Genomic DNA, 20,622 nt, shown 5'->3' on the forward strand with positions numbered 1-20,622 from the left:
CGTGGATCTACCAGTCCCCAGCCAGCAACGCGTCGGCCAGTACCTGCAGTTTCGGCGAATGCTGGCGCGACGGCGGGTAGATCAGTGACAGCGCGCGGCTGCGGCCCTCAAACGGCTGCAGCACGCGCTGCAGGCGGCCATCGGCCAAGGCGTCGGCCACCGCGAAATCCATCACCTGCACGATGCCGATGCCGGCGATCGCCGCTTCCACCAGCGGATCGCCGCTGTCGAACACCATCCGCGCCGGTGGCGTGAAATCATGAAGCTGGCCGTCCTGCAGGAACTGCCAGTCCACCAGCCGGCCACTGCGCAGGTTGCGCACCGCCAGGCAGGCATGATCCCGCAAGGCGGCCACATCGTCGGGCGCGCCACAGCGGTCGAGGTAGTCCGGGCTGGCCACCGTCACCCAGCGCAGCGGCCGCAGTGGCCGCGCGACGATGCGCTGGTCGGCGATGACGCCGGTGCGCAGCGCGGCATCGAAGCCTTCCTCGACCAGATCGACCAGGCGGTCGTTGAGCACGGCTTCCACCTGCAGTTGCGGGTGCTGCTGCAGCATCGGCCCCAGCAGCGGTACCAGCACCTTGCGCCCGAACATCGAGGGCGCACTGATCTTCAGGGTGCCCGAGGGCGTGCACGGACGGTCGGCCAACTGGCGTTCGGCGTCTTCGAGACCGCACAGCAGGGGCGCGACCTGATCGACGAACTGGCGACCATCCGGGGTCAGTGCCACGTTGCGGGTGTTTCGCTGCAGCAGCTTCACCCCCAGCGTGGCCTCCAGCCGACTGATCGCGCGCGACAGGCCTGACTGGCTCAGGCCCAGTTGCCCGGCGGCGGCGGTGAAACTGCGTGCTTCGGCCACCTGCACCAGCATGCGCACGGCATTGAGGTCCATCGAGGTTCCATTCATGCTGAAAATCATGACAGATATGGACGGAAAGGGGTTTATTGAGAGCGCTGCATCAATGAGACTGCGCTCCCCCACAGCACCGGAGCGTCGATGCCTCCCCTCAAGTACCCGCGCTGGGCGCTGGCCCTGCTGGCCACCGCCCAGCTGATCATCGCCCTGGACGCCACCATCATCTTCGTCGCCCTGCATGACATGGGGCGCGCGCTGGAGATCAACGCACAGCAGCTGCAATGGGTGGTCAGTGCCTACACCGTGGCCTTTGGCGGCAGCCTGCTGCTGGGGGGCCGTGCCGCCGACCTGATCGGCCGTCGCCGCTTCTACCGGCTGGGCATGCTGCTGTTCGCACTGGCGTCGCTGCTCGGCGCGCTGGCGCCGAACGCCACCCTGCTGATCATCGCGCGTGCGGCGCAGGGCATCGGCGCGGCATTGCTGTTCCCGGCCACGCTGGCGCTGATCAACACGTTGTATGCGGAAGGTCCGGTGCGCAACCGTGCACTTGCGATCTGGAGCATGGCCAGCGCGGTGGGCCTGGCGCTGGGCACGCTGCTCGGCGGCGTGCTGACCCAGGCGTTCGGCTGGCCGGCGGTGCTGGCGGTGATCGTGCCACTGGCCACCACCTGCGCGGTGGCTGCGGGTGCGTGGTTGCCGGCCGATGGCCCGCGTGCGCGGGGCCGCTCGTTCGATCTGGCCGGCTGCATCACCGTCACTGCCGGCGGCAGCCTGCTGGTCACTACCCTCGTGCAAGGGCCGGAGTGGGGCTGGACTGCGCCGGCCACGCTGGGCTGCCTGCTGCTGTCGGTGCTGCTGCTGGTGGCGTTCGTGCAGATCGAACAGCGCAGCCGCGATCCGCTGATGCAGTTCGCGTTGCTGCGGCTGCCCGGACTGCGCGCGGCACTGGGCCTGACCTTCGCCTTCATGAGCAGCTATGGGGTGCAGTACTACTTCATGGCGCTGTACTTCCAGGACGGCTACGGCTGGAGCCCGCTGCAGGCCGGCCTGGCGTTCCTGCCCGCCACTGCGGTGTGCACGGTCGGCATCCAGCTGGCCGAGTGGACGCTGCAGCGCTGGAGCGCGCGCAAGGTGCTGGTGATCGGGCAGCTGGCCGGCGCCATCGGTATCGCCTGGGTGGCCGCGACGCTGCCGCACGGCGCGAACTTCTGGCCGCTGCTGCCGGGCGTGGTAGTGCTGAGCATCGGCCAGGGCATGACCTGGACCTCGATGTGGATCGTGGCCGGGCAGGGCGTGCCGTCCGCACAGCAGGGTGTTGCATCTGGCATGGCGGCGACCGCGCAGCAGATCGGTGGTGCGCTGGGCCTGGCCGTGCTGGTGATGGTGGCCAATGCCGATGCCGGTACAGCCGGTTCGCCGAGTGCACTGGCCGGGCTGGTGCGCGCCGAATACGGTGCCGCGTTGTTTTCACTGTTCGGCGTGGTGATCGCGCTGGGCCTGCGCCCGGCGCCGGCCGAATCGGCCGCCACCGTCTGCCCGGCCAACGAGGCATGATTGAAGGCGCTGCCGTGGGTGGATGTGCCGGCCAGCGGCCGGCACTACCGGTTCGGCATGGATGCACGCGCGTTCAACCCAGCGCCAGCAACTCCGGTTGCAGCGCGCTGAAGATCCGCGCCAACCGCTCGGCCCACGCCTGCTGCCCTGCCATATCGGCAATGAGGTCCTGGCGGATCTCCAGTTCCACGTGCACCAGCCCACGGCCTTCGCCATGCACCGGCACCGCGTAGTCGCTGGTGCTGCTGACCGAATACGGTTCGTTGTCCCCCACCACCAGGTCGCCTTCGTCGCGCAATGCCCGCAGCAGGGCATGGGCAAAACGCATGTCCTGGTGGTACAGCACGCCGGCGTGCCAGGGCCGCTGCGTGCCGTTCATCACGGGGGTGAAGCTGTGCATCATCACCAGCAGGGTGGGCTGGCCGGCATCACGGCGCGCATCAAGCTCGGTCTCGATGCGTGTATGGTACGGCGCGTGGATCGCATCGATGCGCTGCTGTCGCTGCGCCGCCGACAGCCCGGCATTGCCCGGCACCACGGTGTGGTCGCTCACCTCCGGAATCAGCGTCGGTGAGGCCAGTGGGCGGTTGCAGTCGATCAGCAGCCGCGAGTACGTCTGTTCGATCGCCCAGGCATCGAGCCGTTCGGCCAGTGCACGGGTGGTGCCGGCGATGCCGATGTCCCAGCCGATGTGGCGGTCCAGCTCGGCCTGGGGCAGGCCGAGCCCGGTCAACGCACGCGGCACCTGCTGGCCGGCGTGGTCGGCCAGCAGGAGGTAGGGCGAGACGCCCTGCGCCCGGTGGATCGTGTAGATCGCCGGGTCGTCGGCGCCGAGCAACGCAGGCAGCCTGTGCAGGTCCGCGTCAGCCACGTGGGCGTCCGTCCAGGTGGTGCTCGATCATCCACAGCCCGGCCCAGAGCTTGGCGTCCAGCTCGTAGCCTTCGCCCATCTTCTGCACCAGCCAGGCCGCAGCCTCGCTGCGTGGAATCTCGTGCACGGTGATGTCCTCGCTGTCATCACCGCCCCCTTCGCCGATGCGGCGCAGGCCGGTGGCGCGCACGAAGGCGATCTTCTCGCTGCTGGCGCCGGAAGACGTCGGGCCGATCATCAGCACTTCGGCGTGATCGGCGGTCCAACCTGTTTCTTCTTCCAGTTCGCGCACGGCCGAGACTTCGATCGATTCGCCGGCGTGGATGTCGCCGACCAGGCCGGCCGGCATCTCGATGGTGGGTGCCTGCAGCGGCACGCGGAACTGCTCGACGAACAGCACCTTGTCCTCCGGGGTGACGGCGATGATGATCGCCGCCAGGCCACCGGCATGGGTACGTTCGCTGTATTCCCAGGTGCCGCGCACCAGCATGCGCTGGTACTTGCCTTCGTAGACGACGCGCGGGGCTTCGGTATTGCGCTTGCTCATGCGGGCTCGCTGTGGGAGGGAAGAGGATCGGCCACGCCGGCGGCGTCGAACAGCCGGCGGCGGGTCATCGGGCCGAAGCGCAGGGTCTGGCACAGGCCACCGAGCAGCTCTGGATCGGCCGATTGGCGCAGCAGTCCGGGCTGGCTGCCCTCCAACGGCGCATCCAGCGCGATGGTGGTCAGCTGGCGCCAGAGCTGGGCGTGCTCGCGCTGCTCGCGCAGCCGCACTGCCATCTGTGCAGCGCCACGCAGGCGCAGGAACGGCACTTCGTCCAGTCGTTCGAACAGCGCATCCATGCTGCCGAAATGGGCCAGCAGCACGGCGGCCGATTTGCTGCCGACGCCACTGACACCGGGAATGTTGTCCACCGCATCGCCACACAGCGCCAGGTAGTCGGCGATCTGGTGCGCGTGCACGCCGTGCCGCGCCTTCACCCCGGCCACGTTCCAGCGCTGGTTGCGGGCGTAGTCCCACTGCTCGTCATGGTCGACCAGCAGCTGCGACAGGTCCTTGTCGGCGGAGATGATCACCCCGCGATGGCTGCTCCGGTGTACGTGCAGGGCGCTGCCGATCAGGTCGTCGGCCTCGTATTCGTGGTGGGCCAGGACGGCAAGGCCCAGCGCCGCGCATAGCGCCTTGCAGTGCACGAACTGGCGCTTGAGCGCTTCCGGTGCTGGCTCGCGGTTGGCCTTGTAGGCCGGATACAGCCGGTGGCGGAAACCACTGTCAAGCGCTTCATCGAAGGCGATGGCGATGTGCCGCGGGCGCTCGCGCTCGAGCAGGTCCAGCAGGAAGCGGGCGAAGCCGTGCACCGCATTGGTGGGCCAGCCCTGTGCGTCCTGGAACTGGTCTGGCAGTGAATGCCAGGCACGGAACACGTAGATGCTGGCATCAACCAGGTACAGCGACGGCGGGGCAGCCGGCAGGGTCATGCCGGGGGCGTCCAGTCGCGCAGCAGGGCCGCCGGGTCGGGGCGCTCGCGCTCGGGTACGTCGGCCTTGGGCGTACCGATGTGGATGAAGCCGGCGATGCGTTCGCCGTCGACCAGGCCCAGGTGGGCCTGAACAGCCGGATCGAAGGCCATCCAGGCGGTCAGCCACTGCGCGCCGAAACCCAGCGCCTGCGCGGCCTGCAGCAGGGCGAAACAGACGCAGCCGGCGGTCATCAGCTGTTCCTGTTCGGGCACCTTCGGGTCCGGCCGCGGGCTGGCCACCACCACGATCACCAGCGGTGCGTGGCTGAAACGCTGGCGGTCCTTCTCGAACACGGCCTCGCCCGCATGTGGGTCGCGCTGGCGGCTGCGTTCAGCCAGGAAGTCGCCCAGAGTGTGACGTGCATCGCCTGCGATTTTCAGGAAGCGGAACGGCACGCGCTTGCCGTGGTCGGGCACGCGCACCGCTGAGGCCAGCATCCGCTGCAGGGTGGCCGGGTCCGGCCCGGGCTCGCCCAGTTGCCGCGAGGGCACCGAGCGGCGGGCATCCAGGGCGAGCAGGGCGGCAGGATCGGGCATGGAGGCTGAACCGGTCATCACGGGCGTTTGATTATAGTCGGGGTGGTCAATGACGCCGTCTGTGTCGCGTCCGGCCCCTGAATACCAAACTGTGATGAACATCATGCCACTGGCGGGAAACGGACAGCCGCTTCCCCTCGCCTCGTGGGCCTTGCACGGCTTACGATATCTGTCTTGCCGGGCCGCCGGTCATGAGGTTTGAAGTGAGGACTGTTTCACTGTCCGTGACGGGCTGGCCGGCCTACCATCGACGTTCCGGTACATGGGGTGTGCCGGAAGCCGCGATGTCCATGCTGTCTGTCGTACCAGAGAAGGTGGGGAGCCTTCCCGAATGATGAGCGTGCCCACACCGATGGGATCGCCGGGCCGTGACCCGGCCCAGCTCCAGCGTGCCCGGGACATGGTCCTGCCCGCGTTGTGCCAGGCCTTCGGGGCGGCACTGGCGCGTTTCGACGATGCCCTGTTCGACCGCGCCGGCAATGCCGGCTCGTCGCAGTTGCTGTTCCTGGACGCGATGCGCGAACTGCGCCGGCGCCGTGAGGACATCGCGGCCGCTTTCGCCGGCCACCTGCAGCAGGCCTGGGCCGCATTGGAGGCTGGTGAGCCGCTGTCAGCCGAGGCGACCCTGTCCGGGCCGGCCGAGGATGGGCTCAGCCTGCTGGCCGAGCATGTGCTGGAATCACGGTTGGCGGTGCGCAATTTCGCCACTGTATTGCTGCGTGACTTCAAGCCGGTGCTGGCGCGGCTGGATCGCCGCCTGGGCCGGTTGATCGGCGGCGCGGAACTGGACGCGGACCACAATCCGATCAGCCCCGAACACCTGGGCGTGGCCATCCACGAAGCCTTTGCCGGCTGTGAACTGGCCCCGGAAGTGCATCTGGTGCTGATCAAGCTGTGCGAGCGCGACCTGCGTGCACCGGTCGGTCGCATCTACGAGAAGCTGGACGAGCAGCTGGCCGCAGCCGGCGTGATGTCGCAGATGGGGGCTCCGCAGCGCCCACAACCGCCGGCACCGGATCCGCGCATGGCCGGGATGCTGGATGACCTGGTCGAGCATCGCCACGGCGCGGGCGTCGATCCGGGGTTCAGCGATGACGAGCAGGCCGCACCGGCCTGGGCGCAGCGCTTTGCTGCCCGCTGGTCCGAGCGCCGCGGGCATATGCAGCAGCACCTGGGCGGCGATGACGGCGCCACCGGCGAGGCCTACGCTGGCCAGCAGGGCATGCTGCTGGAAGCGCTGCACGAACTGCTGCAGCAGACCCGCCATGTGCGTGAGGACGCCACGTCTGCGGCACAGGTGGCGGTTGGCCAGCAGCGCCCGCTCAGCCAGCGCGAAATGATGTCGGTGCTGTCGCTGCTGCAGGCCACGCCCAGCGCCACCCTGCGCGCGGCCATCGGCGAGGACGGCGAATCGCTGGCGCAGCGCCTGAAGAGCGAAGTGCTGTCCAGCGCCACCCAGCTTGGCGTCGATCCGGGCCAGACCCGGCTGGACCCGCAGGATGAGGATGCCATCGACCTGGTCGGCATGCTGTTCGACGTGATGCTGGACGAGCGTGAACTGGAAGGCCGCTCGCGCGAACTGATCGGCCGCCTGGTGGTGCCTTTCGTCAAGGTCGCCATGCTCGACCGCCGCATGTTCGTGCAGAAGACCCACCCGGCGCGCAAGCTGCTCAACTCGCTGGCCGAGGCCTGCGAGGGCAACACCGGCGAGAGCCAGGCCGAGCGCATGCTGATGGCCAAGGTCGAAGAGATCATCGAGCGCCTGGTGGCCGAGTTCAACGAGAACCTGGCGATCTTCCTGACCCTGGAAGAGGAATTCCGCGAGTTCCTGGTGCAGCATCGCCGCCGCGTGGAAATCGCCGAGCGTCGTGCCGCAGAAACGCAGCGCGGCCAGGAAAAGCTGGAAATGGCCCGCAGCCGGGCCGGTGCGGAACTGGACCGCCGCATCGGTGACGCCACGCTGCCGCCGGCCATTGCCGAATTCCTGCGCCAGCCGTGGCAGCATCATCTCACCTTGGCGCTGCTGCGCGAGGGAGAAGAAGGCGCGTCGGTGGCCGAGGCATTGAGCCTTGGCGACGGCTTGCTGGAGGAAGTGGCCGAGGCCCGCCGCCAGATCGTCGGCAAGCCGTGGCTGCAGGCCTGGCAGCCGGTGCTGGCCAAGGTGTTTGCCAGCGTCGGCGTGCACGGCGATGCGGCAACCGCCGCCATCGATGCCCTGCATGACACCCTGCAGGGCATCGCCGAATCGCGGCCGGAACTGCAGCGTGCGCTGCCGGAGCTGCCGCAGGTTGCCTTGCCCGCGCCGCCAGTGGCTGAATCGCCGGCGGTTGAGCTTGGCGGGCAGATTGACGCCGACGATTTCGACAACGCCGATGCCGACCGCTTCCGCCGCATGGAAATCGGCAACTGGCTGGACTTCGTCGACAAGGATGGCAAGGTGCAGGCGGGCAAGCTGTCCTGGGTCAGCCCGATTTCCTCGCGCCTGCTGTTTGTCAACCGTCGCGGCGTGCGCTTCTGCGTGGCCTCGCCGGAAGAACTGGCGGTGATGATGCGGCTGGGCCGCCTGCGTGCCCATGTTGATGATGGCGCCTTCGACAGCGCCATGCAGGGCGTGATCGATCGCCTCGACCCGGGCAGCGCCACGCTGCACTGAGCGGGTGCCGCCTGCTAGGATCGGGAAACTCACCGATCAGCGGGGACCTGCATGGCCGTGGCGTTGCTGGGGATCAAGGAGACCGCGCCGGGCGAACGGCGCGTGGCGCTGACGCCGGAGACCGCGCGCAGGCTCGGGGCCTTGGGCATTGCCGTCTGGTATGAGGCGGGCGCGGGTTTGGCGGCTGGTTTCACCGACGCCGCCTATGACGATGCCGGTGCACGCGTCTTCGACGCGGGCCGCTGGGCCGAGATCGATATCCTGCTGTGCGTGCAGGCCCCCCCTGCGGCGGTGCTGGAACAGCTCAAGCCCGGCGCCAGCGTGGTCGGCCTGCTGGCCCCGGCCAGCGATCCGGCGCTGGCCGCGCTGGCGGCCGATGGTCGCCTGCAGCTGTTCCCGCTGCAGCAGCTGCCGCGCACCACCCGTGCGCAGGCGATGGATGTACTCAGTTCGCAGGCCGGCATGGCCGGCTACAAGGCGGCGCTGATCGCCGCCGAACGCGCGCCGCGCTTCTTCCCGATGCTGACCACTGCTGCCGGCACCGTGCGGCCGGCCAAGGTGCTGGTGATCGGTGCCGGCGTGGCGGGCCTGCAGGCCATCGCCACCGCGCGCCGCCTCGGTGCACAGGTGGAAGGCTTCGACGTGCGCCCGGAAACCCGCGAGCAGATCCAGTCACTGGGCGCACGCTTCCTCGACCTCGGGGTCAGCGCGGCGGGCGAGGGAGGCTATGCGCGGGCGCTGACCGATGACGAGCGCGCCGAGCAGCAGCGTCGGCTGGCCGACCACCTGCGCAGTGTGGACGTGGTGATCTGCACGGCTGCGGTACCGGGCCGCCCGGCACCGACCATCGTGACCGCCGCGATGGTGGAAGGCATGGCCACCGGCAGCGTCATTGTTGATCTGGCGGCGGAAAGTGGCGGCAACTGCGCACTGACCCTGCCGGGGCAGTGCATCGAACACCAGGGCGTGACCATCGACGGTCCGCTGGGCCTGGCCAGCCGCGGCGCGACCCAGGCCAGCGAGATGTATGCACGGAACCTGCTCAACTTCGTTGCGCTGTTCGTGCGCGACGGGCAGCTCGGTTTCGATTGGGACGACGAACTGCTGGCGAAGACGCGCTGGCAGGCGTGAGTGATACGGGGTCAGATCCCTTTGCCTCTGGCAAAGGGATCTGACCCTGGTATCCCGAAGGCTTACCGTGGCTTCGCCGGCGGCGGGTTCTCCCGCACCCAGTCCTTGCGTTGCTCCGGCGTCATCTGCGACCAGCGCTCGCGCAGTGCGTCGCGCTGCGCGGGCGGCAGATCCCGCATCTGACCGAACAGGGCCCGGGCCTGCTCACGCTGTTCCGGGCTCATGTGCTCGAAGCGGCGCAGGCCGCGGCGGGCCTTGTCGCGTTCCTCCGGGCTCATCGATTGCCAGCGCTGGCCATGCGAGAGCATCCGCTGGCGCTGGCCGGCATCGGCGCTGTTCCAGCGGTCGCGCAGCGGCGCCAGCAAGGATTCCCGCTGCGCTTCACTCAACTGTTCCCAGGCCGGCAGCGGTGGGGCTGGCGCGGGGCGTGCGGCAGGCGCGGGCGCGGCGTTCTGCGCCAATACCGGGAAGGCCGGCAGCAGCAACAGGGTCAACAGCAGCGGCAGGGTATGCAGTCGGGACATGGTTCACTCCATCGCCAGGTCGGTATCGCCCAGCCACAGGTACAGATCGGGATTTTCGTCGTACAGCACGCTGTTGTCTTCCATCGAGGCCAGCACCGGTGCCGGCACGGCGGGCGACAGGGGGCTGTGGCCGCTGAACTGCAGGCCGATCCCCAGCGCCACCACCAGAGAACAGGCGCTGGCCAGCCACCAGCGCCAGCGCCCGTGACGGGCTGCGCTGGCGCCGTGGCGGGCCTGGCGCAACTGTGCCAGCGTGGCCGGCGACAGCGCCTGCAGCGACTGCGCGTGCAGGTTGCGCAGCATGTCATCGGAGGGCAGGGAGCGGTTCACGGGTGGGTCTCCAGGTAGTCCTGCAGCGCCTGGCGGGCGCGTGCCAGATGGGTTTTTACCGCGCCTTCGCTGCAGCCCATGGCGCGGGCAGTGGTGGCTCCGTCCAGGTCCTGCAGCACCCGCAGGGTGAAGGCCTCGCGCTGGCGTGCGGGCAGGGTACGCAGGGCCTGCACCAGTTGCTGGTACTGCTGGCGCTGTTCGTGCGCCTGCGCCGGGTCCGGGCCGGTGTCGGCCCAGTCGATCCCGCCTCCGTCGGCGTCCTGGTTGTCGCGCCAGAACGGCAGGCGGAAACGGCGCCGGCGCTGCAGGTCGATCACGCGGCGGCGCAGGATGCTCCAGAACAGGGGCGCCCATTCGGCCGCCGGCTTGTCGGCGTAGTCCAGCATGCGCATCAGCGCGTCCTGAACCGCGTCCATGGCGTCTTCGCGCTGGCGCAGGCCGGCCTCGGCGAAACGGAACGCGCGCGGGCCGACGCTGGCCAGGAACGCCTCCAGCGATGCTGGCAGGGCATCGGTGTCGGCGCTCGGGGGGACGGGGCTGCTCACCAGCACAGGGTACGGTTCCTCGCTCGGGGTCACCATCGACAACGCGTGAGCGTCACCGCGGTTGACGCCGGGTGCGCGCCGGGTTCAGCCCGTGGTTATGATGGGCCGACGAAGACAGAGCGGGAGCGTTGCCAGTGAGTGACGGGTTCGTAGCGCTGTACATCTTCATGCTGGCGGCCATCGCCGGCCACGTGATCATTTCGCGGGTGCCGGTGATCCTGCATACCCCGCTGATGTCGGGTTCCAACTTCATCCACGGCATCGTGCTGATCGGCGCGATGGTGGTGCTGGGGCACGCGCAGACGCCGCTGGAAAAGGCGCTGGGCTTCCTTGCCGTGGTGCTCGGCGCCGGCAATGCCGCCGGTGGCTACGTGGTCACCGCGCGCATGCTGGAGATGTTCAAGCCGAGCGCGCCCAAGGGCGGCAGGGACGAACCGAAGGAGCCACAGGCTTGAACATCAGCACCGTCGAACTGCTCGACTGGCTGGTCAAGGCCAGCTACCTCGTCGCCGCCACGCTGTTCCTGCTGGGCCTGCAGCGCATGGCTTCGCCGCTGACCGCGCGCAGCGGCATCCGCTGGGCCGGGCTGGGCATGCTGCTGGCCACGGTGGCGACCTTCTTCCTGCCTGAACTGCACAACGTGCCGCTGATCCTGGTGGCACTGCTGCTGGGCGCGGGTCTGGCCTGGTGGTCGGCCGGCAAGGTGGCCATCACCGACATGCCGCAGATGGTGGCGCTGTACAACGGCATGGGCGGTGGCTCGGCGGCGGCGATCGGTGCGGTGGAACTGCTGCGCTATGCCTTCCTGGCCCACCGCGATACCCGCCATTGGAGCGAGCAGGCGCTGGCCGACCTGGCCGCGCGCCAGCCGTCGGGCACGGTGCTGCTGCTGGCGGTGGTCGGCGCGGCGATCGGTGCGGTCTCGCTGTCCGGTTCGGTGATCGCCTGGGCCAAGCTGGATGGACGCCTGGACAAGCGGGTGACCTGGCCGGGCCAGCAGGTGATGAACCTGCTGGTGGCGCTGGCGGTGGTGGTACTGGCGATCATCGCGGCCAGCACGCTCAGCACCTGGGCGATCGTCGCCTTCTTCGTGCTGGCGCTGGCACTGGGCGTGCTGATGACGCTGCCGATCGGTGGCGCCGACATGCCGGTGGTGATCTCGCTGTACAACGCATTCACCGGCCTGGCGGTGTCCTTCGAAGGTTATGTGCTGGGCAATGAGGCGCTGATCATCGCCGGCATGATGGTCGGCGCGGCCGGCATCCTGCTGACCCGGTTGATGGCCAAGGCGATGAACCGGCCGATCCGTAACGTGCTGTTCTCCAACTTCGGCGGCGGTGCCGGAGGCGAGGCACAGGCGATCACCGGCGCGCAGAAGCCCATCGAAGCGTCGGACGTCGCGGCGATGATGGCCTTTGCCGAGCGCGTGGTGATCGTGCCCGGCTACGGCATGGCGGTGGCACAGGCCCAGCACAAGATCTGGGAACTGGCGCAGCGGCTGGGCCAGCGCGGCGTGAAAGTGAAGTTCGCGATCCACCCGGTGGCCGGGCGCATGCCCGGACACATGAACGTGCTGCTGGCCGAGGCCGGCGTGCCCTACGACCTGATCGCCGACATGGACGACATCAACCCCGAATTCGCCAATACCGATGTGGTGCTGGTGATCGGTGCCAACGACGTGGTCAATCCGGTGGCGCGGACCGACCCGGCCAGCCCGATCTACGGCATGCCGGTGCTGGACGTGGTCAACGCGCGCAACGTGGTGGTGATCAAGCGTGGCAAGGGCACCGGTTTTGCGGGCATCGAGAATGCGCTGTTCTACGCCGACAACACCCGCATGCTCTATGGCGACGGCGCCGAAGCGGCGGCCTCGCTGGTGAGCGAACTGAAGGCGCTCGACGGCGGGCATTGAGGACGGGGGGCGGATCCCTTTCCGCAGGAAAGGGCTCTGACCCCTTTGCCGGCCAGCGGCCGGCACTACCGAATCCACGGATCTCTACGCGCTCAGCGCGCCAGCCAGGCACCTACGGCCACGGCCACGGCCAGCCACAGCCATTCCACCGCGCCGTTGGCCAGGCTGATCAGGGTCCAGGCCAGGTGCGGGCCCATCCGCGTGGTGGCATCCCACAGGTCCAGGCCGATCGAGCCGCCCATCCAGGCGCTGGCGATGGCCCAGTTGGCCACGGCGGCCACCAGCAGGGTGCCGAGCACGACCAGGGCGACGCGCAGCCGGCCTGGGCCCAGCGTGCCCAGGCGCAGCATGAACACCAGTTCCAGGGCGGCCAGCACCGCCATCCAGCCGACCTGCCGGCCGGTCATCAGCGCCAGGACCATCCAGGCGAGGGGAGCGACAAACAGGCCCAGCAGCAGCATGAGGGGCCAGAGCCAGGTCACGGTCCTGGCACGCGCGGCATTGGAGGACATCGAAGCTCCCAGAAGATCACCCACAGGATACTGTGGTTTGCCGCAGTGCACCGGCGGTGCGGGGGCGGCTGGGCTAGAATGCCGTCTTGCGTGGCCTCGGCCACGGCCCCATATCGGTCCCCATGTATTCCCGTAGCAGCGAACCTGTCCACTTCGAACGCGATTGCGAGGCCGTGATGGTCCCGCAGGGCGATACCGTGACCCTGCCTGCCGGCAGCTATGGGTACATCACCCAGGCGCTGGGCGGCAGTTATTCGGTGTTCGTCGAGGGCAACCTGTTCCGCATCGCCGGCAAGGACGGCGATGCCATCGGCAAGGAGGCACCGGCGCCGCTCGAGCTGCCGGCCGACGCCACCGATGAACAGGTGGAGCAGCTGGTGTGGCAGCAGCTGCGCACCTGCTTCGATCCGGAAATTCCGGTCAACATCGTGGAACTGGGCCTGGTCTATGAAGTCGAGATCAAGCACCTGGATGAGGGCAAGCGCGAGATCGACGTGAAGATGACGCTGACCGCCCCGGGCTGCGGCATGGGCGAGATCCTGGTCGACGACGTGCGCAGCAAGCTTGAAATGATCCCGACGGTGGCCGAGGCCGACGTCGACCTGGTGTTCGACCCGCCGTGGAACCAGCACATGATGTCCGAGGCGGCCCGGCTAGAGACCGGCATGCTTTGACCCAGGGCCCGCAGTGACGCGGGCCCGGCACTACCCGCAACCAGAACAGGAATCCTCCGGTGTCCCAGTCCATCCCCAGCTTCGCCGTCACCCGTTCGGACCACCCGCGCAGCGCTGAAGAGCGCGCCAAGATCCTGGAGAAGCCGGGCTTCGGCCTGCACTTCACCGATCACATGGTGGAAGTGCGCTGGGACAAGGATGCCGGCTGGCACAATGCCAACGTGCGCGCCTACGGCCCGCTGCAGCTGGACCCGGCCGCCGCTGTGCTGCATTACGGCCAGGAAATCTTCGAAGGCATCAAGGCCTACCGCCACGCCGACGGTTCAATCTGGACCTTCCGCCCGGATGCCAACGGCCGTCGCCTGCAGCGTTCGGCGCAGCGCCTGGCGTTGCCGGAACTGCCGGTGGAGATCTTCGTCGAATCGCTGAAGCAGCTGATCGCCGTCGACAGTGACTGGGTGCCTTCGGCCGATGAGTCGAGCCTGTATTTCCGCCCGTTCATGATCGGCGACGAGGCCTTCCTCGGCGTGCGCGGCGCGCACAAGGCCGGCTACTACGTCATCGCCAGCCCGGCCGGCCCGTACTTCGCCAAGGGTGTTGCCCCGGTGTCGATCTGGCTGTCCACCGAGTACGCGCGTGCGGCCAAGGGCGGCACCGGTGCCGCCAAGTGCGGTGGCAACTACGCCGCCTCGCTGCTCCCGCAGCAGAAGGCGCAGGCGCAGGGCTGCTCGCAGGTACTGTTCCTCGACCCGGTCGAAGGCAAGTACCTGGAAGAACTGGGCGGCATGAACGTGTTCCTGGTCTACAAGGACGGCACGCTGGTCACCCCGGAACTGTCGGGCAGCATCCTCGAGGGCATCACCCGCGAGAGCATCCTGCAGCTGGCCCGCGACCGTGGCATGAAGGTCGAAGAGCGCAAGGTCAGCATCGACGAGTGGAAGGACGGCGTCGCCTCCGGTGCGATCAGCGAAGTGTTTGCCTGTGGCACCGCCGCGGTGGTCACCCCGATCGGCCAGCTGAAGGGCGAGGGCTTCTCGGTGGGCGACATCAACGCGCCGGCCGGCGAAGTCACCATGTCGCTGCGCAAGGAACTGACCGATATCCAGTACGGCCGACTGCCGGACCGCCACAACTGGCTGGTCAAGCTGGGCTGATCGCCCACATCGAATCGTAGAGCCGGGCCCGCGCCCGGCTGCGCTTCTGGAAAGCCCGTCCCCGCGACGGGCTTTCTGCGTTTCGGGCCAAGGGGTCAGATCCCTTTCCGCGTGAAAAGGGATCTGACCCCGGATCGGTGGACGCCGATGTCGGCAAAGTCATTCCAGGACACGTGACGACCCAGTCAGGTCTGTGCAGGACACGAGAAAGTGCCTTCACCTTCACAAACCCTCGACCCGAAAAGTCTCAGAACGAACATTTCATCTTGCTGAAAAGACGCTGAAAATCTTGTGGTGTTCGGTTTCGGCCATTAGCGTCATCTGCACGGCGGATCGTTAGGGGGATCCGCTGACTCGCCGGACTTCGAACCTCGCCAACGCAAGCCAGCCCAGGGTTCGGGCCGGTGCTTCTGCCGATTCCGGCATTCACACCACAAGAAAGGGAAATACGATGTCCCAGGTAACGCAACCGCGTGTGCGTCGAGTGTGGGTGGTCCTTGGTGCGTCCGTTCTGTCATCGCTGCTGCTGGCCACGCCTGCGCTGGCCGGTGACGTCCAGCTCAGCGGCCTGCAGTCCGCGCCGACGCACCAGCGCTTCATCGTGAAGTACCGCGACGGTAGTGCGCCGGTGGCCAACACCACCGCACTGGCCTCTTCGCTGAAGAGTGCCGCCGCCGGCCTGGCCAGCAGCCAGGGCCGCGCGCTGGGCCTGCAGGAGGTCCGCAAGCTGGCCGTTGGCCCGACCCTGGTCAGGACCGATCGGCCGCTTGACCAGGCCGAATCCGAGCTGCTGATGCGCAAGCTCGCCGCCGACCCGAACGTGGAATACGTCGAAGTCGACCAGATCATGCGTGCGACGCTGACCCCGAATGACACCCGCTTCAGCGAGCAGTGGGGCTTCGGTACCTCCAACGCGTCGATCAACGTGCAGCCGGCCTGGGACAAGGCTACCGGCACCGGCGTGGTGGTGGCCGTGATCGATACCGGCATCACCAACCATCCCGATCTCAACGCCAACATCCTGCCTGGCTATGACTTCATCAGCGATGCCGCGATGGCGCGCGATGGCGGTGGCCGCGACAACAACCCGAATGACGAGGGCGACTGGTACGGCGCCAACGAGTGCGGCTCGGGCATCCCGGCCTCCAACTCCAGCTGGCACGGTACCCACGTCGCCGGCACTGTGGCGGCGGTGACCAACAACAGCACCGGCGTGGCCGGTACTGCGTTCAATGCCAAGGTCGTCCCGGTGCGCGTGCTGGGCAAGTGCGGCGGTTACACCTCCGACATCGCCGACGCGATCGTGTGGGCCTCTGGCGGCACCGTCAGTGGCGTGCCGGCCAACGCCAATCCGGCCGAAGTCATCAACATGTCGCTGGGTGGTGGCGGCAGCTGCTCCACCACCTACCAGAACGCCATCAACGGCGCAGTCAGCCGTGGCACCACCGTGGTGGTCGCCGCCGGCAACAGCAACACCAACGTGTCCTCGTCGGTGCCGGCCAACTGCCCGAACGTGATTGCCGTGGCGGCCACAACCTCGGCCGGTGCGCGTGCCAGCTTCTCCAACTACGGCACCGGCATCGACATCTCAGCACCGGGCCAGAGCATCCTGTCCACCCTCAACACCGGCACCACCACGCCTGGCAGCGCCAGCTACGCGTCGTACAACGGCACCTCGATGGCGGCGCCGCACGTGGCCGGCGTGGTTGCGCTGATGCAGTCGGTCGCGCCAAGCCCGCTGAGCCCGGCGCAGGTCGAAAGCATCATCAAGAGCACTGCACGCCCGCTGCCGGGCGCCTGCTCGGGTGGCTGCGGCGCCGGCATCGTCGACGCCAACGCGGCCGTGGCTGCGGCGATCAACGGCGGTGGCAACCCGAACCCGGGTGGCAACGTGCTGCAGAACAACGTGCCGGTGACCGGCCTGGGCGCCGCAACCGGTGCCGAGCTGAACTACACCGTCGCCGTTCCGGCCGGTAGCAGCCAGCTGCGCGTGACGATCAGTGGCGGCAGCGGCGATGCCGACCTGTACGTGCGCCAGGGCAGTGCCCCGACCGATACCAGCTACACCTGCCGTCCGTACCTGAGTGGCAACAGCGAGACCTGCACCATCAACAGCCCTGCCGCCGGCACATGGTATGTGCGGGTGAAGGCCTACAGCACCTTCTCGGGCGTGACCCTCAACGCCCAGTACTGAGCCCAAGTCCCTCTCCAAGGGCACGCCCTGGCTTCGGCCGGGGCGTTTTCGCTTCTGCAGAGCCGAGTCCATGCTCGGCTGCTCCGGCTGCCGACCGTTGTGCCACGCTGGCACGCGGTTGCCGAGCATGGCCCGGCACTACAAGGACAGTGCTCTGGCAGGTGCCGACCTTGGTCGGCACGCGGTTCCTCAGACCGACTCGAAGCGGTTCGCAGCCACGTTCTTGCGCACGTGCTGCGGGTCGAAGATCCGCCCGTTCATCGCGATGTACACGCCGCTCGGCAGCGACTGCACCGCACCGATCGCACAGCCGATGTTGAACTCGGCATCCGAGCCGCGGAAGCGTGCCGGGCTCAGTGCGCCGGTCATCACGATGGTCTTGTCGGGGATTGTCGCCAGCACCTTGCCGGTGTGCACCATCGAGTCGGTGCCGTGGGTCACCAGGACGTGCCGGGTCGGCTGCGCGGCGATGGTGGCGCGGATCAGTTCGCGGTCCTCATCGTTGATGTGCAGCGAATCCTTGCGCAGGATCGGAATCACGTTGAAGCGGAACGTCACGCCCAGCTCGCGCAGGATCATGCCGATCTGCGGATCGCCGATCTGGTAGTCCGACTTGTCGTCGAAGTAGATCTTGTCGATCGTGCCACCGGTGGTGACGACCAGGAGCTCTTCCATCATGTGCATGCGCGAAACCAGGACAGGTACTGCGGCGCGGGGCCAGGAATGCAGATGATACGACCCAGCGGGCGCAGCGTCAGCGTTGCTTGCCGAAGCGGGCGCGCAGGCCGGGCAGGCTGGCGCTGAAGATCACCAGGAGGGCCAGCGCGATCTCGATCAGCGCCAGCCAGCGCGTTTCCGGGTGGCTCCAGGCGCTCATCACGCCGTGGCTGAACCAGCCCAGCGCCAGTACCGAGGCCCAGAATCCGGCCTTGCGCCAGCCCAGGCGCACGGCGATGGCCAGCGCCAGCGGCGGCGCGGTGAACACCAGCTGGGTCGCCAGCCAGTGCTTGTCATTGATGAACCAGCCCGCGAACAGCGCGGCCAGCCCCATCAGGGCCAGCAGCAGGACCGTGCGCGGCGCGGCGCTCATCGGGCCAACCGCTGCGCGATGCCGGCCACCCGGCACCCCAGCGCGCGCGCCAGCACGGCTTCGTCGTCGGTCGGCTGCGGGTCGTCGGCGGCACCGGCGACGTGGCTGGCGCCATAGGGTGTGCCGCCACTGGTGGTATGGCTCAGCGCCGGTTCGGTGAACGGGATGCCGACGATCACGCAGCCATGGTGCAGCAGCGGCACCTGCATCGACAGCAGGGTCGATTCCTGGCCGCCATGCATGGATGCGGTGGACGTGAACACGCCGGCCGGCTTGCCGGACAGGGTGCCATTGACCCATTCGGCGCCCAGCCCATCCAGGAAATGCTTCACCGGCGCGGCCATGTTGCCGAAGCGGGTCGGGCTGCCGAGCAGCAGGCCCTGGCATTCGACCAGGTCCTGCACGCTTACATAGGGGGCGCCATCGTCGGGTACCGGCGGCTGCGCGGTCTGGGTCACTGCGGCCACCGGCGGCACCGTGCGCAGGCGCGCGGTCATGCCCGGCACTTCGCCGATGCCCCGCGCGATCTGGCGCGCCAGCCGTGCCACCGAACCGCCCCGGCTGTAATACAGCACCAGAATCTCGCCCATCGTGCCCGCTTCTCCTCGTCGTGTGGCCACCAGTATGGCTATCCTGCGAGCATTCCGCATCGGGTACCCTTCCACCGATGGAACCTTTGGATACGCTCAACCTGTGGATGGAGCGCGCGCGGGATCGCGCACGGGCCATCAGTTTCGGCCGCTTCCTGTGGCATCGCTTCCTCGACGACCGCCTGTTCCAGGCAGCGGCGGCGCTGGCGTACACCACGGTGTTCGCGCTGGTGCCGCTGGCCATCGTGGTGTTCGGCGTGCTCTCGGCCTTCCCCGTTTTCGACCGCTGGAGCGACCAGCTCAGCGACTACGTCTTCTCCAACTTCGTGCCCTCCGCGGCGCGCGCGGCCGAGGGTTACCTGCGGCAGTTTTCGGCGAGTGCCGGCCAGCTGACGGCCGCCGGCTTCATCGCACTGGTCGCCTCACTGCTGATCACGCTCAACAGCGTGGAAGAGACCTTCAACCAGATCTGGCGGGTCGGCTCGAGCCGGCCCAAGCTGACCCGCTTCCTGGTCTACTGGACCGTGCTGACCCTGGGCGCGATGCTTGCCGCCGCATCGCTGGCAGTATCGGCGAGGGTGTTCGCGATGCCGTTGTTCGGTACCCAGGAGGGCCGTTGGCTGGCCGAACTGGCGCTGCGGCTGGCACCGATCCTGATCGAGTTCGTCTGCATCACGCTGATGTTCCGCGTGGTACCGCACCACACGGTGAAATGGCGGCATGCCGTGCCCGGCGCGATCCTGGCGGCGGTCATCCTTGAACTGGTGAAGTGGGGCATCGGCGCGTATCTGGGCAGCTTCCAGTCCTATCAGAAGCTGTATGGCACGGTCGCCTTCGTGCCGATCCTGCTGCTGTGGATCTACCTGTGCTGGGTGGCGGTGCTGCTGGGCGCGTCGCTGGCCTCCTCGATGGCCGCCTTCCGCTACCAGCCGGTCGAACTGCGCCTGCCGCAGGGGTACGAGTTCTATGGGCTGCTGCGCCTGCTTGGCCGCTTCCAGCATGCACGGGCCAAGGGCAAAGGCCTGGCCGATGACGAGATACTGCGGCTGGAGCCGATGCTGACCGATTCACTGCTGCAGGACCTGATCTGCAACCTGCAGGAGATCGACCTGCTGCGCCGCGATGAGCGCGGCGAGTGGCTGCTGTCGCGCGACCTGGACCAGGTCAGCCTGGCCGATCTTTACGAATGCACCCAGCTGCGCATCCCGGTAGCCGAGCAGCACCTCCCGTACCGCGACGACAGCCTGGGCCGTGCCGCCTTGGCGGCGCTGGATGACCTGCGACTGCCCCTGCGCGAACGCCTGAAGCGCAAGGTCAGTGATATCTATACCGACTCTGGAGACACCCCATGACCCGCAAGACGTCGTTGCCGCTGCTGCTCCCGTTGACCCTGCTGCTGGCCCTGGCGGCCTGCAAACCGGCCCAGGAGCCGGCACCGGCCAGCAGCCAGCCACCGGCGCAGGCACCGACGCCGAGCACGCCGGCACCGGTCGAGGAAACCCCGGCCGAGCGCACCACCGCCGAGTTCCCGACGCTGAAGATGAAGGCGGTGGATGGCAGCGACTACGACCTGGCCGCGCATCGCGGCAAGTGGGTGGTGGTGAACTTCTGGGCCACTTGGTGCGCGCCGTGCCGCAAGGAAATGCCCGAGCTGTCGGCCCTGCATGCGATGCGTAGCAACATCGAAGTGGTCGGCTTGGCTTACGAGGACATCGAAGTGCCGGAGATGCAGTCGTTCCTGGCCAAGCATCCGGTGACCTATCCGATCGTGATCGTGGACCCGTTCGATCCGCCGGCCGACTTCGCCACGCCGCGTGGCCTGCCGCTGACGCATCTGCTGGACCCGCAGGGCAAGCTGGCGCACACGTTCCTTGGCCCGGTGACCGCCGCCGACATCGAAAAGCAGATCGCGGCTGCCAAGTAGTGGGTTTGTCGGCAGGGCCTGCGGCCCTGCACCCGCGGTAGTGGCGGCCCC

Annotated in this window: 22 protein-coding genes; 10 read left to right on the plus strand and 12 right to left on the minus strand. The window is 68.1% G+C overall.

The annotated features are described in order from the left end of the window. Nucleotides 1-7: 7 nt before the first annotated feature. Complete coding sequence (locus ACM0O9_RS00310) at nucleotides 8-892, minus strand: LysR family transcriptional regulator (RefSeq protein WP_065179589.1); 885 nt, start codon at nucleotides 890-892, stop codon at nucleotides 8-10. A gap of 105 nt (nucleotides 893-997) precedes the next feature. On the opposite strand from ACM0O9_RS00310, the gene ACM0O9_RS00315 reads away from it, so the two are divergent. Beyond that, on the plus strand, nucleotides 998-2,410 hold the full coding sequence (locus tag ACM0O9_RS00315; RefSeq protein ID WP_065179590.1) for an MFS transporter: 1,413 nt from the start codon (nucleotides 998-1,000) through the stop codon (nucleotides 2,408-2,410). A gap of 73 nt (nucleotides 2,411-2,483) precedes the next feature. Here ACM0O9_RS00315 and ACM0O9_RS00320 read toward each other — a convergent pair whose 3' ends face one another. From ACM0O9_RS00320 to ACM0O9_RS00335, 4 genes are read right to left on the minus strand one after another with little or no spacing between them, the layout of a single operon-like run. Next, nucleotides 2,484-3,281, minus strand: a complete 798-nt coding sequence (locus ACM0O9_RS00320; RefSeq protein WP_171956435.1) for an N-formylglutamate amidohydrolase — start codon at nucleotides 3,279-3,281, stop codon at nucleotides 2,484-2,486. Then, the gene (locus ACM0O9_RS00325) at nucleotides 3,274-3,828 is read right to left on the minus strand and encodes an NUDIX hydrolase (protein ID WP_065179592.1); all 555 of its coding nucleotides are present in this window, start codon (nucleotides 3,826-3,828) and stop codon (nucleotides 3,274-3,276) included. Before ACM0O9_RS00325 ends, ACM0O9_RS00320 begins: the two co-directional genes overlap by 8 nt. Further along, entirely contained in the window at nucleotides 3,825-4,760 is a 936-nt protein-coding gene (locus ACM0O9_RS00330; RefSeq protein ID WP_005415375.1) for a 5'-3' exonuclease, read from the minus strand. Before ACM0O9_RS00330 ends, ACM0O9_RS00325 begins: the two co-directional genes overlap by 4 nt. Beyond that, on the minus strand, nucleotides 4,757-5,338 hold the full coding sequence (locus ACM0O9_RS00335) for a nitroreductase family protein (protein ID WP_005415376.1): 582 nt from the start codon (nucleotides 5,336-5,338) through the stop codon (nucleotides 4,757-4,759). Before ACM0O9_RS00335 ends, ACM0O9_RS00330 begins: the two co-directional genes overlap by 4 nt. Before the next feature lie 331 nt (nucleotides 5,339-5,669). Between ACM0O9_RS00335 and pacR the strand changes: the two genes are divergently transcribed. Beyond that, nucleotides 5,670-7,991: a PacR family protein gene (pacR, locus tag ACM0O9_RS00340; protein WP_032953949.1), complete on the plus strand. Its 2,322-nt coding sequence runs from the start codon at nucleotides 5,670-5,672 to the stop codon at nucleotides 7,989-7,991. A 51-nt stretch (nucleotides 7,992-8,042) separates the two neighbouring features. Next, nucleotides 8,043-9,122: an NAD(P) transhydrogenase subunit alpha gene (locus tag ACM0O9_RS00345; protein ID WP_005415378.1), complete on the plus strand. Its 1,080-nt coding sequence runs from the start codon at nucleotides 8,043-8,045 to the stop codon at nucleotides 9,120-9,122. 62 nt (nucleotides 9,123-9,184) lie between these two features. On the opposite strand, the gene ACM0O9_RS00350 is transcribed toward ACM0O9_RS00345, so the two are convergent. Genes ACM0O9_RS00350 through ACM0O9_RS00360 form a run of 3 tightly spaced genes read right to left on the minus strand, consistent with a single transcriptional unit; the run spans nucleotide 9,185 to nucleotide 10,557 of the window. Next, nucleotides 9,185-9,646, minus strand: coding sequence for a DUF3106 domain-containing protein (locus ACM0O9_RS00350; RefSeq protein WP_053500492.1), 462 nt, complete (start codon nucleotides 9,644-9,646; stop codon nucleotides 9,185-9,187). Between the two features lie 3 nt (nucleotides 9,647-9,649). Continuing rightward, nucleotides 9,650-9,976, minus strand: a complete 327-nt coding sequence (locus ACM0O9_RS00355; RefSeq protein WP_005415380.1) for a hypothetical protein — start codon at nucleotides 9,974-9,976, stop codon at nucleotides 9,650-9,652. Beyond that, a complete protein-coding gene (locus tag ACM0O9_RS00360) occupies nucleotides 9,973-10,557 on the minus strand; it encodes an RNA polymerase sigma factor (protein WP_081275820.1) in 585 nt (194 codons plus the stop codon). The genes ACM0O9_RS00355 and ACM0O9_RS00360 overlap by 4 nt, the downstream gene beginning before the upstream one ends. A gap of 98 nt (nucleotides 10,558-10,655) precedes the next feature. On the opposite strand from ACM0O9_RS00360, the gene ACM0O9_RS00365 reads away from it, so the two are divergent. Next, nucleotides 10,656-10,976: an NAD(P) transhydrogenase subunit alpha part 2 gene (locus tag ACM0O9_RS00365; protein ID WP_005415382.1), complete on the plus strand. Its 321-nt coding sequence runs from the start codon at nucleotides 10,656-10,658 to the stop codon at nucleotides 10,974-10,976. Next, complete coding sequence (locus tag ACM0O9_RS00370) at nucleotides 10,973-12,433, plus strand: NAD(P)(+) transhydrogenase (Re/Si-specific) subunit beta (RefSeq protein ID WP_069139544.1); 1,461 nt, start codon at nucleotides 10,973-10,975, stop codon at nucleotides 12,431-12,433. The genes ACM0O9_RS00365 and ACM0O9_RS00370 overlap by 4 nt, the downstream gene beginning before the upstream one ends. A gap of 92 nt (nucleotides 12,434-12,525) precedes the next feature. Here the strand turns inward: ACM0O9_RS00370 and ACM0O9_RS00375 are convergent, their stop codons facing one another. Then, nucleotides 12,526-12,945 carry a membrane protein gene (locus ACM0O9_RS00375; protein ID WP_032953950.1) on the minus strand — a complete coding sequence of 140 codons (420 nt, stop codon included), beginning with the start codon at nucleotides 12,943-12,945 and terminating at the stop codon, nucleotides 12,526-12,528. Between the two features lie 122 nt (nucleotides 12,946-13,067). On the opposite strand from ACM0O9_RS00375, the gene sufT reads away from it, so the two are divergent. From sufT to ACM0O9_RS00390, 3 genes are all read left to right on the plus strand, one after another. Beyond that, nucleotides 13,068-13,619, plus strand: a complete 552-nt coding sequence (sufT, locus tag ACM0O9_RS00380; protein ID WP_005415385.1) for a putative Fe-S cluster assembly protein SufT — start codon at nucleotides 13,068-13,070, stop codon at nucleotides 13,617-13,619. Nucleotides 13,620-13,678: 59 nt separating this feature from the next. Continuing rightward, nucleotides 13,679-14,773, plus strand: a complete 1,095-nt coding sequence (locus ACM0O9_RS00385; protein WP_005412326.1) for a branched-chain amino acid aminotransferase — start codon at nucleotides 13,679-13,681, stop codon at nucleotides 14,771-14,773. Between the two features lie 451 nt (nucleotides 14,774-15,224). Next, entirely contained in the window at nucleotides 15,225-16,967 is a 1,743-nt protein-coding gene (locus ACM0O9_RS00390; RefSeq protein ID WP_053501047.1) for a S8 family peptidase, read from the plus strand. Between the two features lie 189 nt (nucleotides 16,968-17,156). Here the strand turns inward: ACM0O9_RS00390 and ACM0O9_RS00395 are convergent, their stop codons facing one another. From ACM0O9_RS00395 to wrbA, 3 genes are all read right to left on the minus strand, one after another. After that, nucleotides 17,157-17,642, minus strand: coding sequence for an asparaginase domain-containing protein (locus ACM0O9_RS00395; RefSeq protein ID WP_053501049.1), 486 nt, complete (start codon nucleotides 17,640-17,642; stop codon nucleotides 17,157-17,159). A gap of 79 nt (nucleotides 17,643-17,721) precedes the next feature. Next, nucleotides 17,722-18,057 carry a DUF2069 domain-containing protein gene (locus ACM0O9_RS00400; protein ID WP_005415388.1) on the minus strand — a complete coding sequence of 112 codons (336 nt, stop codon included), beginning with the start codon at nucleotides 18,055-18,057 and terminating at the stop codon, nucleotides 17,722-17,724. After that, complete coding sequence (wrbA, locus tag ACM0O9_RS00405) at nucleotides 18,054-18,647, minus strand: NAD(P)H:quinone oxidoreductase (protein WP_414604239.1); 594 nt, start codon at nucleotides 18,645-18,647, stop codon at nucleotides 18,054-18,056. Before wrbA ends, ACM0O9_RS00400 begins: the two co-directional genes overlap by 4 nt. A gap of 77 nt (nucleotides 18,648-18,724) precedes the next feature. Between wrbA and ACM0O9_RS00410 the strand changes: the two genes are divergently transcribed. Both ACM0O9_RS00410 and ACM0O9_RS00415 read left to right on the plus strand, forming a co-directional pair. Further along, the gene (locus ACM0O9_RS00410) at nucleotides 18,725-19,999 is read left to right on the plus strand and encodes a YihY family inner membrane protein (protein WP_005415390.1); all 1,275 of its coding nucleotides are present in this window, start codon (nucleotides 18,725-18,727) and stop codon (nucleotides 19,997-19,999) included. After that, on the plus strand, nucleotides 19,996-20,571 hold the full coding sequence (locus tag ACM0O9_RS00415) for a TlpA family protein disulfide reductase (protein ID WP_053501043.1): 576 nt from the start codon (nucleotides 19,996-19,998) through the stop codon (nucleotides 20,569-20,571). The genes ACM0O9_RS00410 and ACM0O9_RS00415 overlap by 4 nt, the downstream gene beginning before the upstream one ends. Nucleotides 20,572-20,622: the final 51 nt, after the last annotated feature.

This window comes from Stenotrophomonas sp. FR012, assembly GCF_047520565.2.
GTDB lineage: Bacteria > Pseudomonadota > Gammaproteobacteria > Xanthomonadales > Xanthomonadaceae > Stenotrophomonas > Stenotrophomonas sepilia.